Here is a 13,631-nt window from a genome sequence, read left to right as displayed (position 1 = left end):
GTTAACAGCAACATTTTCCCTGGTGTTGGCCAGCCTTGTGCTGGTCTTTTTTATTGGTATTATTCACTAATAAGAGCAGATAATTTGCTAAGTCCTTTTGGCGTAATTCTTACCTGCTCAGTTAATTTTTCTGAGCCATCATTTCTGGCAACGACAGTGACTTTATGCTCAATCAAATCTTGCTTAATTTTATCCTGATAACCGACCCAATTTTTCCCGCCAACCCGCCGATAAATCCAGTCATGTCCTTGTAACCATGAAAAAAGGGCTTTCGGTTTCATTTGGAGTGATTTAGCCGCATCAGTAATACAAAGCGAGCCCTCTGAATAGCTGATTCGTTTTAAAGCATCTACTTGTGGCTTCATCTCATCGACTTTATGTTCAAGTTCAATGACTTTCTCTGTATAACACGAGTTTCGCACCAATAAAAAAACGCTCTATTTTTAAGTTTAATTCAGCATAATATATAAATAGATAAAACCTTATAAATCAAATACAACTTATTGTAATTTAAGAAAATTCATGTGTTTTAGTAACTTGCAGATTGATCATTGCTTTTAAGCCATTTCTAGAATTTTATATGCCTGTGCGAAACTCGTGTATAAGTTAGCAATATTCCGCGCATTGCTGATGGGTCATTTAATATCTCAATCGGACTAACAGTTTCTAATGCTTTCTTTTCGCATTCAATGAAGTACTGCCTCGCCTGTTTCCCTTTTTCGTTACGCTCAACCATTGATAGCTCTTTGGCCATATTGATAGATATTGAGTATTCCTTAATCATTTGTTGGCGAGATTTTGCGCTCCCCAAAATGGGGGGAGCTCAAATTTTCAACGATAATAAAATCATCCCCCTCTACAAATCCATATTGCTTAATTCTGTTTTTAATCAATGTAGTGAAATCTTTCCCAATATCCAAAAACGCATGTAGATCACGAGCATTTACCGTCTGGATTAATTCACCGCTAATGTTTTTTGTTTCGAGATTGATTAAATTTTGCATATAAGAATACCTCAAAGTTAATTGATGAAATGAATAGTGATGTTGATTCAGTGAAATAGGTTAGGGTGGGTAATGACTTCTTGTTCTGTAACTATTTCTTGAATGTGTCGAGGAATATCCCCAAATAGATTAAGAGTGCAGGCGCTATCATAACGCCAATAACCAGTAGCTCTTGCCCACCTAAATGGATATTGCCTAATTCACCACGTTTAAACCTGATTTGCGGGTCAATGACGGTATCGGCGTGCGTAAGATGTCCCACTATCAGTTCGAAGGCGAACGCTGCACTGATAAACAATAATGTCGTGATTAGTAATTTGATGATGTTAAGTTTCATGGTTGAACCTCGGTAAAATTAGCTTATTTCTTAACGCAAATCGCTTTGGCGTTAATATCCTTGAAAGTTTCAAATTCCCGCTGAAACTGTTTAGCGGCGAATTGGCACATATTTTCAGTGTCAAATTCCTGAGTATGAACACTTGCAAAGTCATTTGATGAGTAAGGGCTGGCGTACATGGTTAAGATTAAAATCCACATGGTGATTTCTCCTGCGTCTAAAAGGGGATAGAATCATCAAAATCGGGCTCGATAATTGTGTTACTGTTTGGCTGGTTAGTGGTTGGTATACCCGTTTTACCTTGGCTTTCCTGCGGTTTCTTCTCTTACCGGTTGCCCAATATTTCAACGTCGTTGACTAAAAATTCGGGTGATATCCTGTGCTGACCGGATTTATCCGTCCATTTATTCTCTTGATAGACAGTGGTAACACGAACAAAAGTGCCTCTTTGTGCATGATTATGGATATATTCGGCTGTTTGCTTAAATGCCTTGCAGTTTATCCATGTTGTGTCATCAATCCATTGACCGCTGTTGTCTTTTCTTGATTTGCTGATAGCGAGAGAAAATACGGATATGGGATTTTTATCCTGGGTGTAGCGGATTTCTAATTTACCGATGCGTCCGGTAAAGTGACACTGGTTCTGGTTTGCCATGGAGCCTCCACGTATTGATTAATTTTGTTGATTTCTGATTTCAATTTTTCAATAAATGCCTGAACAGCCTGTTCAATCTCGTTAATTAAATTGTCATCCTTGATAATTCGGATTTTGTAGTAGGCCAGGTTAGGGGGAGTCTGTCATCATAGCTGACAAAATCGCACCAGTTTCTCCCTGTACACATCATTTGCTCATGCATTTGTAACAGGTATTCGTGTTTGGGTTTTCCTGTGATAATGGTTTCAATGTGGGTAGTGGTGTTGGGGCATTTTATTTCGATAAGTCCATCATCATTCACCAAACCGTCAGGACTGGCACCAAATAGCGCAATAGTCGGGTGGGGAATAAAGCCCACTTCGGTAACTGTGACATCAAACTCATTGAGGCAATATCGTGCTCTGGCTGTAGGTTCAAGGGCAATGCCCCGTTCAATGGCCTGATTGGTTTTAATTTCTTCTCGTCGTCCGGTGAGCGTTTCACAGACTAATTGCATGAGGTAATTTCGTTGTGTTGTTCCCTTGCCTTTGGATAACACCTTGTGTAAATTGCTGGCGGTGACTTTCCCAAGTCTTGCCTGAAACCACTCGTCCGTTCTCTGCTTCATGATTAGCCTCATTTTTCATTGCAATGTTGCGATAAATAGCCATTTTATTTTCTTCGCCAATGATATCCGTCTCTTCTGGTTTTAATTGCAGCCAATGGGATTTCATTGATTCAACACCGCCTTTTGCTGCTATTTCTAATTCCTTGATTAATTGATTGTAACGAGCCTTTTGTTGGGCTTCTTCTTTCTGCATCACAACTTTTTCCTGCTCAGGTAAATCTTCACCCGCATAGATATAAAATCCTAATCCAAACATCGAAATGGCTTTAGTGAGGCAGCGCATCAGCGCTTTGTTGATATCAACGGCGTTAGGATTGGAAATAGCCTGATTCCGGTAATCCATAACGGGTAACCACATTTTGCGGGGACATTCGTTATTACCCTGTTTGACGGTGAGGGTTAATGACACCATCGCACTGCCATCATTGTTATAGCTAACGGCATCAATGACATAGTAGGATTCTGGGTAATGTGCCATTAATACGCCCCACGCCCACGCCCATGAGAGATAAGAAAGGCCGCTTTTCTTTTCAACTTTATCGTTAACATTAATCGCCGACAGCGTTTCCCAAACCTGTTGTTGAAAACTGCTCTCTTTTTCGGTATGTTGTGTTTCGCTCATAGATATTTCCTCTTAGGCGCTCGAAGTGCTTTGTACTGATGGATATTCTCATTTTTGAAATGGTCAAACAGTGCCTTCCAGATATCGTCAAAATCCTCAATACTGAGTTTTCGCATCACTGAGGAAGGCAGGCAGTCATAAACAGGCTGGACAAGTTCGCTGATTTCGTCGTCCAGCCTGTCCTCCCAATAAGCAATTTCTTGCTGTTGTTCGTACCAGTAATCTTCCATGGCGTAAGGGTTCATTTGACCTCCTCGAACTGAAATAGCATCCTGTTTTTTCTGGTTTTAATCTCTGCAACTAATAACTCGATTTCATTTTGTGAAAAGTGTGAGTTCAGTAGCAGGGTGATAATTTTTTCTTTAATATGACGTTTTTTCGCCGTTTCTGATTTAAGTGGCATGATGATTTTTCCCATAAGCCTTTAGTTGCAATGATAAAGCGATTAGCCATATATCTTGTCGATGTGTATCAATCGCTAACTTTGCTGCCTGTCTTGCCAGTGCTAGCAGGATGTTGTCTTTGTTCATAGTTAGCCCTTATGCCACCTGACTATATTTGTCGTGGGTGAATTCACCATTCCACTCTTTCTTCATCGGTAGCTTACTTTTGAGGTATTGGTTATATAGCCATGAGGCGCCCTTTTTTAGCAGAACGATTTTGTAACACTGACGTTGCCCGTAATCGTTTGTCATGATGAAGGGTGATTCGGTTAAATATTTATCTCTTGCATAAGAATGAACATGCCAGACATGAGCCTTGCTGATATCCTTTTCTGCATCGTAGAGAAAATGACGCGATTCTAGAAAAAGGTTAACCTGGTTAATATTTACGCCATTAAGTTGTTTGCAAAACTGAACGGGTGTCATGCCAACCTGAAACAGGTTTTTTAGGCTATCGATTTCTGTTGTGAGGTTCTTGTTTTCTAGTAATAGCTTTTCTTTATCTTCCTCAGCCCGAACAACCATGAGTGCCAGTTCTTTGGTTGTTGGTAGCAATGTTTGAGGTTGTAAAACCCGTCTTTCGCATTCAATAAAATACTGTCTGGCCTGTTTCCCTTTTTCATTGCGTTCAACCATGGATAGTTCTTTCGCCATATCGATGCTGATATAGTAGTCTTTCATCATACGTTGGCGAGATTTTGCACTACTCAAATTTGAGTAGCTCAAATTTTCAACAATAATATAGTCAATGTTCTCTTCAAAACCATATTCTGCTATACGCCTATTTATCCAATCATTAAATCGTGTAGTAATTTTCAAAAACGCATGCAAATCACGAGCATTTACCGTTTGGATTAATTCATCATTGATATTTTTTGTTTCGATCACGAGTTTCGCACAAAACTAATTTGGGTACGCTAATAAAACACGGATTTGCTCAGTAATAGCACTTTTGATTACGTCCCAATTTTGTTGATAAAGGGTTATTTTTTCAGATATACGACGTTTATGTTGTTCAAACCACGCAGAAATAGCGAGAAAAATATGATTTCTTTGCGCTCGGCTCGTGCGAGCCTGACAGCGTTCAATACCACAGTTTTGTTTAACTTCTCGATGATAAACTTCAACAGACCAACGGGCATCCATGATAGATTTGAGGTATTGACGGGTGGGATTCTCTTTGTTTGTTACTATGTAATCAATACGGCCGTTTTTGGCTGTAAATTTGAAAACGGTTACCCAACCATATCCTCGCAAGTGTATTGACGTTCCTTCTTCTGAGATGTCTAACTTGTTCAGTTGTTTGTTATGGTTAACAATCCTATTTTTCCTCAGCGTGGTTACCCAGATCCAACCATGAGAGCGAATTGATTTCAGGTTATCCAGGCTAGAATACCAAGCATCCATCACTACGGCTTCTGGCATGATCCCTCTTTTTTTAGCAAGAGTGAGCATTTCGGAAAAGTGCGTGTTTTTTGTTTTTCCATCAGAATCTTTATCATAAATCCGATAATTGATAGGAATTGATTCAACCTTCGTCAGATCATGCCAAAGCAAATTAACTAAACCTATGCCAGCAATAACATCATGTTCATTACCTGAATATTGATAATGGACCATCACTATTTTTTTACTACGTGTTTTGGCAATCAATGTATCATCGGCAATTAGTACGCAAGGGCTTTTTTTGTCTACATGAGTTTCGCACAGGCATATAAAGTTCTAGAAATGGCTTAAAAGCAATGGTTAATCTGCAAGTTACTAAAACACATAAATTTTATTAAATTACAATAATTTGTATTTAATTTATAAGGTTTTGTCTATTTATATATCATGCTGAATTAAACTTAAAAATAGCGCGTTTTTTTATTGGTGCGAAACTCGTGTCGATATTAATTAAATTTTGCATAAGGGTATCTCTCAATAGTTAAATTGATGAATGATTGCCCCTGTAAAAAGGGGCGTTAGGATTATTTAGTTACGTTGGAGGAAACGATTGATGTTCGCCTGTTGCCACTTTTCAAGTGATTGGCTCATGACGCTATCGTGTTCGTGAGTACTGGCTTCTAACAGTTGTTGCATTTCACGAAGTACCGTCTCGACATTTTCCTTATGGCGGAGTAGACGACGGATAACTTGTTTTTCAGCATCAAAAATAGCGGATTTGAGCGTACTGGTCATGCCGTAAATTCGTCGGCATTCTTCTGAGATTATCGATATTTGATTAACTTCAAAATGTTGAGGGGATGCAACTCCTGTCGCATACCAGATACCTTGCGTCCATGCTTTCTCAAATCTGAATCCGTCACGAGTTTCGCACGGGCATATAAAATTCTAGAAATGGCTTCAGAACAATAATTAATCTGTAACTTGCTAAGACGTATAAATTTACTTAAATTACAATAAGTTATTTTTAATTTATGAGATTTTTTCTATTTATATATTATGCTGAATTAAACTTAAAAATAGCGCGTTTTTTTATTGGTGCGAAACTCGTGTCCGTTAGCCATGCTCCAAACCAAATGAGCCAGATTGCGTGTGTCGTTATCGTTTAAGAGTTCAGGTGCTTCGGGTCTGGGTTGTGGATGCTCATATTTGCCAGTTTTGCGGATGGATGGTAAAACTTCGTTAAATACCCAATCTTGAAATTGTTTTGGTTCAGGCTTATTACTGCGGAAAATAACACGATAAAGGTTGGGCTCGTTTACAAAAGCAAATTGCCGCCTTTGCCCATCGGACCTAAGGTAGATTTTTTCTACCCCAGCTTTATCTAACTGTTTTGAAAGCAAATCACTTGAGTTTATGACTGTTAAAGCTTTACAAACGTCATTAAGGCAGAACCATGGTTCAGAATTAATAAGCTGAACACGTACATCGTAGATACTGTTAAAATAAAATGATCTGAGTTGAGTATTCATTTTTACATCCTATATCAATTGTTCAATATGACCCATTGTTCGGATGGGCGGTCGGGTACTTGGACACCGGATATAGACGGCCAACAGTTTTCCCCAATAGGGTGTTGTATATACTGTTCGCTACACGACCATAACAGTCTATGGACGTAAAAAAACCGCATTACTTTCGGGAGCGGTATCCGCTATATCAAAAGGTGTGTTCAGCACCTGATGGAAACTATAGCGCATGATTTCTTCTTTCGTCAATGGGTATTTTGGAAACTAAAATGCCAGCTCTACTGGCTGGCTTAGGTTTCCCTGGTGTTGGAATCTATTTTTATGATTAATGATGAAGCTAAAAGGGTATGGCTTGTTTTATCTGTGAAAGTATTATTATCTCAATCAATAATCCAAAATAGATCGCTTAATGGGATCTAGGCATTCTCAATATTCTATTGCATTCAATTATTTTCTTTTACCTCCATATAGTGCAAATAACATCAAACGAATATGAAATACGGTCAATAATTGATTCAATGAATTTGTTTCAAACTTTAATTTAGCTGCTGCGATATCGCGCTGAACCAATCGGTAGTTGACTGAACGTAACACTGAAATTTGCTTTTGCGGAATACCAAAAGCAAAGAGTAATGATGTTTCAAATTCAACAGGGGTTAACTCTGGAAAAAGATTACGTAATTCTGGATATTGGGTAGGGTCAATAATTCTCATGCGATACCTTCCATTGTATACAGACATTAGCATGTGATATTAACGATTGTGCTTCACAAATGGGCACAGGAAATCTAGACTTTTTCATTAGCCTTACTCCTAATTAACCTGAGTTCGGGATAAGCATTATCAATTATACTTGAAGATACGTACCTGCAACAGGTATCTTTGGTTTAGATGGCATTAAACAATATGCAACCAGTCCGCCTAATAAATTCACTACAAAGTTAGCCGGAGAGCGATGTCGCGTATGCTCTATTTGACAAAGATTTTTTAACTCATCAAATACCGTTTCAATGACAGAACGATGACGCAAGATGGCTTTGTCGAAACAAGTCTGTTTAATAGGCTTCATTTTCTTCTTGATATTCGTTATAAGGCTAATTCCCATCGTTTTGAGTTGCTGTTTCAGTGAAGCCGATAAATACCCTTTATCTGCGTACAAACAACCAGAAAGATCCTTTGTCAGCTCAGGCAATGGTTTCCGATCATCGGTGTTTCCTGGTGTGAGTCGAAAACTGAGTATTTCCCCCAAATGATTGATAATTACATGAAGCTTGAAACCAAAGAACCAACCTGTTGAATTTTTTCCCCGTTCAGCTATCCCATTGAAGACTTTATGTCTGCGGATCCGTAAGTTATCACACACCGCTATCGGAGTAGAATCGGCAACCGATAGCCCCGTGCATTTTCCCTTAATTGACTCAAACAGTGCCGTTAACGCTAAGGCACTACGCGGAAGTAACTCTACACAGCGTGAATAGGATGGCAAGTTAGGAAATTCCTTCCGGAGATATAAGCGGACATAATAGAGATAAAATACCTTGAATTGCCTGAATCGGAGTTGATGAAACAACACAACCAGTGTCATCATTTCCGCCAACGAAAGCTGAGTAGACCGTCTACGACGCTTAGTACCGTTAGTCAGCAAATATTCATGCATTTTTGGCTCGAAGTCTTTGCAAAAATCATCCATCAGGCAATAAAGTTCAGTAAGATTTTCCATAATTGTTTAACAATGCTCTACTCTTTAACCAGACTGTTAGAGTATTTTAACAAAACAGGCTCATTCAACTATTTGAATATCAAGACTTTCTCTTTATTTCTTATCCCGAACTCAGGTTAATTAGGATAGGTTTAGGGTTAGCTGGCTGTTGGGATTCACACTCCTTTCAGTCAGCGATGATTTCTCACTGAGTTCACAATGAAAATGGTTGTGTTATACTTCCATAAAAAGGAGGTATGGTTATGGGTCAGGTTGCATTTGATACACAAGAATTTGTCGAAACATTAGAGAATGCAGGTTTGCCAAAAGAGCAGGCTAAAGCGATTTCTATTGCTGTACGTAAGTCACATGAGGTTGCTGATGTAGCCACCAAAAGAGATTTAGAAGATGTACGTAAAGATATGGCTGCGCGTTTCGAAAAAAACGAAGCTCAAATCGCTGATGTTCGCAAAGACTTGTCAGCTGAGATGAATTTACGTTTCGAAAAAACTGATGCTCAAATTGCAGATGTCCGTAAAGATTTATCTGCTGAAATTTCTAATGTTCGCAAAGATTTATCTTCTGATATAGCATTAGTCCGAAAAGATGTTGAAGCTTTAACTAATAGTCTCCTTATAAAGCTAAGTGCTGTCATGTTAGGGATTGTTAGTGCTGCAACAGCAATACTCAAATTCTTCTAATTATTGCACTATAATTACCATAGGGCTGTTAGCTTAATGGATGGAGCATTTGATATAGATTAGATGTTTACTTATTTCCTATTTAATTTCGCACTCTTTAATCATTTTTAGGGTATTTTTCCAATCAATGCCGTTTAAATCGACTATTCCAGCATAATCACGATAGTAATATACATTAGGCCCGCATACCCACTCATCCCTTGTTGAGTTTGGTTTTTCACGAAAAGTGCAAACCCATCCTTTCTTATCTGTAGCCATATATTTATGAATACGAATCACTGAAAATTTGATACCAAAATAAATAATATCTTTTCTATCTGCAAAAGGGTCAACAGAACGCAATTTCATTTCCATAATTTATTCCTTCAACGCAGGTTCAAGCCCTGCACAGCCCACCAATTTCACGGTATATCTTCATGAGTCTTCGATTCTCTTTTTTAAGACGCTTATTTTCTTTTGTTAAGCACTGTATAATTTCTTTGAAAGTTCTTGTTTCCATGTCGTCGTCATTCCATATATCAATGCTGCTTAAGTATTTCGCATCGCTCAAATCACGACTGCCATTAGTTACTCCAACCAAATTACCCATATTGAGATGCTTTGCTGTTACAATGCGTGGATTATCCAATCTCATCATGTGTACTCCTTGTTAACATTTGCTGAAAAGATAGGATGTGTGCCAAGTGCCACTTGGTGTCCGATTACAGTCATCACGGACGGGTAAACGCAATCAAACTATATTTAGCTATTGAAACCTGAGTTCGGGATAAGAAATAAAGAGAAAGTCTTGATATTCAAATAGTTGAATGAGCCTGTTTTGTTAAAATACTCTAACAGTCTGGTTAAAGAGTAGAGCATTGTTAAACAATTATGGAAAATCTTACTGAACTTTATTGCCTGATGGATGATTTTTGCAAAGACTTCGAGCCAAAAATGCATGAATATTTGCTGACTAACGGTACTAAGCGTCGTAGACGGTCTACTCAGCTTTCGTTGGCGGAAATGATGACACTGGTTGTGTTGTTTCATCAACTCCGATTCAGGCAATTCAAGGTATTTTATCTCTATTATGTCCGCTTATATCTCCGGAAGGAATTTCCTAACTTGCCATCCTATTCACGCTGTGTAGAGTTACTTCCGCGTAGTGCCTTAGCGTTAACGGCACTGTTTGAGTCAATTAAGGGAAAATGCACGGGGCTATCGGTTGCCGATTCTACTCCGATAGCGGTGTGTGATAACTTACGGATCCGCAGACATAAAGTCTTCAATGGGATAGCTGAACGGGGAAAAAATTCAACAGGTTGGTTCTTTGGTTTCAAGCTTCATGTAATTATCAATCATTTGGGGGAAATACTCAGTTTTCGACTCACACCAGGAAACACCGATGATCGGAAACCATTGCCTGAGCTGACAAAGGATCTTTCTGGTTGTTTGTACGCAGATAAAGGGTATTTATCGGCTTCACTGAAACAGCAACTCAAAACGATGGGAATTAGCCTTATAACGAATATCAAGAAGAAAATGAAGCCTATTAAACAGACTTGTTTCGACAAAGCCATCTTGCGTCATCGTTCTGTCATTGAAACGGTATTTGATGAGTTAAAAAATCTTTGTCAAATAGAGCATACGCGACATCGCTCTCCGGCTAACTTTGTAGTGAATTTATTAGGCGGACTGGTTGCATATTGTTTAATGCCATCTAAACCAAAGATACCTGTTGCAGGTACGTATCTTCAAGTATAATTGATAATGCTTATCCCGAACTCAGGTTAAATTACATGTCGAAATGCTTCAAATGTCGAAAGATTACGGGTTTAAATTGTGTGCTTGCAAGCCCTACAGGGCAAAAACTAAAGGGAAAGTAGAGCGCTTTAACCACTATTTAAAAAACAGCTTTATCGTACCATTAAATACCGACCTTCGTGCTCATAATCTTGAACTGGATATTGAGATAGCTAATGCAAGAGTGGGGCCCTGGTTACAACGCGTTGCCCATCAGCGGATTCATGGAACAACGTTAGAGAAGCCAGCAGATAGACTAGCTAAGGAAGTTAAGTATCTTCTACCCTTACCAGCAAGGGTTTGCCAATCTATCCCGCAGACTGATACGCTTAATATCCGTATCGTACCGCCCCTTGAATCTGTCAGTTTGCAACACTCAATCAGCGTATACGAAGCATTGCTGGGAGGTGAACATGTTATTGCATGAACAAATTGAACACCTGTGTGAGTCATTGAAATTAAATTCTATTCCGACTCATTGGTCATCACTTGCCGAACAATGCATTGCCCAAGACAAAAGCTACGGAGAGTTTTTACTGTCCCTATTAAAATGTGAGCAACAACAACGAGATGAACGAACCCGTAATCTTTTGAGTCGGATGGCAGGATTCCCAGCACATAAAGAACTTAATACGTTCGATTTTAAGTTTGCAACGGGGATCCCCAAACAACACATACAGGAATTAAGCGCATTAACGTTTATTGAACGTAATGAAAATGTCGTGTTGCTTGGCCCAAGCGGTGTAGGCAAAACGCATTTAGCTATTGGGTTAGGATTAAAAGCAGTACAGGCCAAGAAGAAAACCCGCTTTACCACGGCAGCTGAACTGATGTTGCAACTCTCAACTGCCAAACGACAAAATAAGCTCAAACAATATCTATCACGTTCGGTGATGGCCCCGAAATTGTTGATTATCGATGAGATTGGATACCTGCCGTTTGGGCGAGAAGAAGCAAACCTGTTTTTCAATGTGATTGCCAAGCGTTATGAGCATGGCAGTGTCATATTGACGAGTAACTTATCATTTGGGCAATGGCCAAATGCTTTTGCTGATGACGCAACATTAACTGCCGCTATGCTTGATCGTTTACTTCATCATTCGCATGTACTGCAATTAAGCGGTGAAAGCTATCGATTGAAAGATAAGCGGCGCTCAGGAGCAATGACTGAGTAAAAGTGGATCAATTTTGATTGATCGGATTTAGCTAAAAAGTGGATCAGTTTTCGGTGATCGTTGACACTAGTGAAAGAAAAAGGCGCAGAATCTGTTGTAGGCAAATGCGTTGATACTTTGTTTGCTAATGCTGGTACAGTGACTAAAGTTCTTTCTGAATTAGCTAAAAGTCAATTTAACTCTTAATTTATTTGATTGCCTGATTATTTAGCCACCTCAGGCGGCAGTGGTACACTTGGTGTTTTCCACAACAACCAAGAGGTAGAGTAATGAATGATTCATTAGCTAATTTCGATAGAAATTTATAATTTGAACTGCTTGAGTTAGCGGTGTACGATTATCCCGATGTTATTGAAACAGAAAATATTCCTGATCATTCACGTTTAGTTGATAAGAAAAAGCTTCTTCAAAACATCGCTTATTTGCAAGAAGAAGGACTGGTTAAGGGAGGAATTCTTGAATGCCTTTCAGGAAAAGAACCTGCAATACATCTGATTAAAGCAACCAAAGACGCCATAAACCTTCTTACTGAGGAGGGTAGTATTTCAGCCTCTTTAAAGATCGTTACCGTAAAACTCCATAATGAATCTCTAGCGGTTATTCGAAAATTTATTCATCAAAATATTAACGATTCGGAAGAAAAAAAAGCTGTTTTTACAGCAGATAAAACAGCTTCCCGCTGACGCCACAAAACACATCGTGCTTGAATTATTGGGTAAGGGGTAAAATCACATGCCGAACGCAATTCAGTGGCTACAAACAGTGCTCCATTTGGGATAAATTCATCCTCCGTGCTGTGTTTTTCAAACTTTATCCAGCCAATGGTGGGAGCGATTTCTAGCCAAAAATCTTTTCGGTCATTGGTTGATAAAGTCAATTTGTTATTGAAAAAAGTTAGCGCATAAATACGAAAATCTAATCGGTCGTCAGTATTTTGACTCCCCATTAATTCAGGTTCGTTGTTTTCCATGTTTGACCTCGTGCTTGTTATTGAATTTCAAAATCATTTTAATACCTTTAACAGTTAGCGGTTACTCCAAAATGTGATTTTGGTTTTTTGTTAACCCGTCTGGAAGTGTATAAAGCTGCAATAGGAAGACAGCAGTTATTAAATGTGTCATACACTTTAGTAGGACGAATTGATATTGCTTTTTCTACACCACAAGTTTCGCACCAATAAAAAAACGCTCTATTTTTAAGTTTAATTCAGCATAATATATAAATAGATAAAACCTTATAAATCAAATGCAACTTATTGTAATTTAAGAAAATTAATGTGTTTTAGTAACTTGCAGATTGATCATTGCTTTTAAGCCATTTCTAGAATTTTATATGCCTGTGCGAAACTCGTGTCAAAGACAGGTGGCGTACGCCTATTGAAGTATTTAAAGCGCTGGATGCAGAATTTGGCTTTAAACTGGATGTCGCCGCCGATGAAAGCAAAGCGCTATGCAAAGCCTTTTTAACAGAAAAGCACGACGCACTGACCTGCGAATGGAATAGCGAGGGGGCCATTTTCTGCAATCCACCATACAGCAAGATTATGCCCTGGGTTAAAAAAGCCGCCGAACAATACCGGAAACAGAAAAAAACGATTGTAATGCTACTGCCTTCCGATACTTCTACAGCATGGTTTTATGAGGCCTTAAAAACATCTGATGAAGTGCGTTATCAGACCCTGTACACGATTC

At 38.8% G+C, this 13,631-nt stretch carries 23 protein-coding genes and 3 pseudogenes; 6 read left to right on the top strand and 20 right to left on the bottom strand.

Annotated features, from left to right (window positions below; genetic code table 11):
• Positions 1–59: 59 nt before the first annotated feature.
• The 17 genes and pseudogenes from V3224_RS18750 to V3224_RS18670 form a co-directional block, all read right to left on the bottom strand.
• The gene (locus V3224_RS18750) at positions 60–422 is read right to left on the bottom strand and encodes a phage antirepressor KilAC domain-containing protein (RefSeq protein ID WP_334472231.1); all 363 of its coding nucleotides are present in this window, start codon (positions 420–422) and stop codon (positions 60–62) included.
• Positions 423–568: 146 nt separating this feature from the next.
• Positions 569–736, bottom strand: coding sequence for a hypothetical protein (locus V3224_RS18745; protein WP_334472230.1), 168 nt, complete (start codon positions 734–736; stop codon positions 569–571).
• 40 nt (positions 737–776) lie between these two features.
• Positions 777–1,004, bottom strand: a complete 228-nt coding sequence (locus V3224_RS18740) for an antA/AntB antirepressor family protein (protein ID WP_334472229.1) — start codon at positions 1,002–1,004, stop codon at positions 777–779.
• 91 nt (positions 1,005–1,095) lie between these two features.
• A complete protein-coding gene (locus V3224_RS18735; protein WP_334472228.1) occupies positions 1,096–1,341 on the bottom strand; it encodes a hypothetical protein in 246 nt (81 codons plus the stop codon).
• 23 nt (positions 1,342–1,364) lie between these two features.
• The gene (locus tag V3224_RS18730) at positions 1,365–1,541 is read right to left on the bottom strand and encodes a hypothetical protein (protein ID WP_334472227.1); all 177 of its coding nucleotides are present in this window, start codon (positions 1,539–1,541) and stop codon (positions 1,365–1,367) included.
• A gap of 125 nt (positions 1,542–1,666) precedes the next feature.
• On the bottom strand, positions 1,667–1,996 hold the full coding sequence (locus V3224_RS18725) for a single-stranded DNA-binding protein (protein WP_334472226.1): 330 nt from the start codon (positions 1,994–1,996) through the stop codon (positions 1,667–1,669).
• A gap of 85 nt (positions 1,997–2,081) precedes the next feature.
• A complete protein-coding gene (locus V3224_RS18720) occupies positions 2,082–2,603 on the bottom strand; it encodes a lambda exonuclease family protein (RefSeq protein ID WP_334472225.1) in 522 nt (173 codons plus the stop codon).
• Positions 2,604–2,766: 163 nt separating this feature from the next.
• A pseudogene (locus V3224_RS18715) lies at positions 2,767–3,225 on the bottom strand (Sak single strand annealing protein); the annotation flags it as partial.
• A complete protein-coding gene (locus V3224_RS18710) occupies positions 3,222–3,470 on the bottom strand; it encodes a hypothetical protein (protein WP_334467955.1) in 249 nt (82 codons plus the stop codon). The gene V3224_RS18710 and the pseudogene V3224_RS18715, both read right to left, overlap by 4 nt.
• Complete coding sequence (locus V3224_RS18705) at positions 3,467–3,628, bottom strand: hypothetical protein (RefSeq protein WP_334472224.1); 162 nt, start codon at positions 3,626–3,628, stop codon at positions 3,467–3,469. The genes V3224_RS18710 and V3224_RS18705 overlap by 4 nt, the downstream gene beginning before the upstream one ends.
• Positions 3,618–3,755 (bottom strand): hypothetical protein, encoded by a 138-nt coding sequence (locus V3224_RS18700; protein WP_155847027.1) that lies wholly within the window; start codon positions 3,753–3,755, stop codon positions 3,618–3,620. The genes V3224_RS18705 and V3224_RS18700 overlap by 11 nt, the downstream gene beginning before the upstream one ends.
• 9 nt (positions 3,756–3,764) lie before the next feature.
• Positions 3,765–4,556 (bottom strand): antA/AntB antirepressor family protein, encoded by a 792-nt coding sequence (locus V3224_RS18695; protein ID WP_334472223.1) that lies wholly within the window; start codon positions 4,554–4,556, stop codon positions 3,765–3,767.
• A 15-nt stretch (positions 4,557–4,571) separates the two neighbouring features.
• Positions 4,572–5,363 (bottom strand): annotated as a pseudogene (locus V3224_RS18690) (IS701 family transposase); the annotation flags it as partial.
• A 279-nt stretch (positions 5,364–5,642) separates the two neighbouring features.
• Positions 5,643–5,849 carry a hypothetical protein gene (locus V3224_RS18685; protein ID WP_334472222.1) on the bottom strand — a complete coding sequence of 69 codons (207 nt, stop codon included), beginning with the start codon at positions 5,847–5,849 and terminating at the stop codon, positions 5,643–5,645.
• 278 nt (positions 5,850–6,127) lie between these two features.
• Positions 6,128–6,586, bottom strand: a complete 459-nt coding sequence (locus V3224_RS18680) for a BRO-N domain-containing protein (protein WP_334472221.1) — start codon at positions 6,584–6,586, stop codon at positions 6,128–6,130.
• Between the two features lie 444 nt (positions 6,587–7,030).
• Positions 7,031–7,297: a transcriptional regulator gene (locus tag V3224_RS18675; RefSeq protein WP_334469653.1), complete on the bottom strand. Its 267-nt coding sequence runs from the start codon at positions 7,295–7,297 to the stop codon at positions 7,031–7,033.
• Positions 7,298–7,430: 133 nt separating this feature from the next.
• Positions 7,431–8,303, bottom strand: a complete 873-nt coding sequence (locus tag V3224_RS18670; RefSeq protein ID WP_334467716.1) for an IS982 family transposase — start codon at positions 8,301–8,303, stop codon at positions 7,431–7,433.
• A gap of 242 nt (positions 8,304–8,545) precedes the next feature.
• Here V3224_RS18670 and V3224_RS18665 point away from each other — a divergent pair, with 242 nt between their 5' ends.
• Positions 8,546–8,983 (top strand): hypothetical protein, encoded by a 438-nt coding sequence (locus tag V3224_RS18665; protein ID WP_334472220.1) that lies wholly within the window; start codon positions 8,546–8,548, stop codon positions 8,981–8,983.
• 78 nt (positions 8,984–9,061) lie between these two features.
• Here V3224_RS18665 and V3224_RS18660 read toward each other — a convergent pair whose 3' ends face one another.
• Together V3224_RS18660 and V3224_RS18655 are read right to left on the bottom strand one after the other, a co-directional pair.
• Positions 9,062–9,331, bottom strand: a complete 270-nt coding sequence (locus tag V3224_RS18660; RefSeq protein WP_334472219.1) for a hypothetical protein — start codon at positions 9,329–9,331, stop codon at positions 9,062–9,064.
• A gap of 28 nt (positions 9,332–9,359) precedes the next feature.
• Entirely contained in the window at positions 9,360–9,620 is a 261-nt protein-coding gene (locus V3224_RS18655; protein ID WP_334472218.1) for a hypothetical protein, read from the bottom strand.
• A gap of 233 nt (positions 9,621–9,853) precedes the next feature.
• On the opposite strand from V3224_RS18655, the gene V3224_RS18650 reads away from it, so the two are divergent.
• From V3224_RS18650 to V3224_RS18635, 4 genes are all read left to right on the top strand, one after another.
• Positions 9,854–10,726 carry an IS982 family transposase gene (locus tag V3224_RS18650; protein WP_334467716.1) on the top strand — a complete coding sequence of 291 codons (873 nt, stop codon included), beginning with the start codon at positions 9,854–9,856 and terminating at the stop codon, positions 10,724–10,726.
• Between the two features lie 52 nt (positions 10,727–10,778).
• A complete protein-coding gene (locus tag V3224_RS18645; protein ID WP_334472217.1) occupies positions 10,779–11,192 on the top strand; it encodes a hypothetical protein in 414 nt (137 codons plus the stop codon).
• The gene (gene istB, locus V3224_RS18640) at positions 11,179–11,940 is read left to right on the top strand and encodes an IS21-like element helper ATPase IstB (RefSeq protein WP_334467780.1); all 762 of its coding nucleotides are present in this window, start codon (positions 11,179–11,181) and stop codon (positions 11,938–11,940) included. Before V3224_RS18645 ends, istB begins: the two co-directional genes overlap by 14 nt.
• Before the next feature lie 329 nt (positions 11,941–12,269).
• A complete protein-coding gene (locus V3224_RS18635) occupies positions 12,270–12,623 on the top strand; it encodes a hypothetical protein (protein ID WP_334472216.1) in 354 nt (117 codons plus the stop codon).
• Here the strand turns inward: V3224_RS18635 and V3224_RS18630 are convergent.
• On the bottom strand, positions 12,557–12,910 hold the full coding sequence (locus tag V3224_RS18630; RefSeq protein ID WP_334472215.1) for a hypothetical protein: 354 nt from the start codon (positions 12,908–12,910) through the stop codon (positions 12,557–12,559). The genes V3224_RS18635 and V3224_RS18630 overlap by 67 nt on opposite strands.
• 360 nt (positions 12,911–13,270) lie before the next feature.
• Here V3224_RS18630 and V3224_RS18625 point away from each other — a divergent pair.
• A pseudogene (locus V3224_RS18625) lies at positions 13,271–13,618 on the top strand (phage N-6-adenine-methyltransferase); the annotation flags it as partial.
• Between the last annotated feature and the right edge of the window lie 13 nt (positions 13,619–13,631).

It is taken from the genome of Arsenophonus sp. PmNCSU2021_1 (assembly GCF_036919435.1).
Lineage (GTDB): Bacteria > Pseudomonadota > Gammaproteobacteria > Enterobacterales > Enterobacteriaceae > Arsenophonus > Arsenophonus nilaparvatae.
This window is presented reverse-complemented; position numbering and strand designations above follow the sequence as displayed.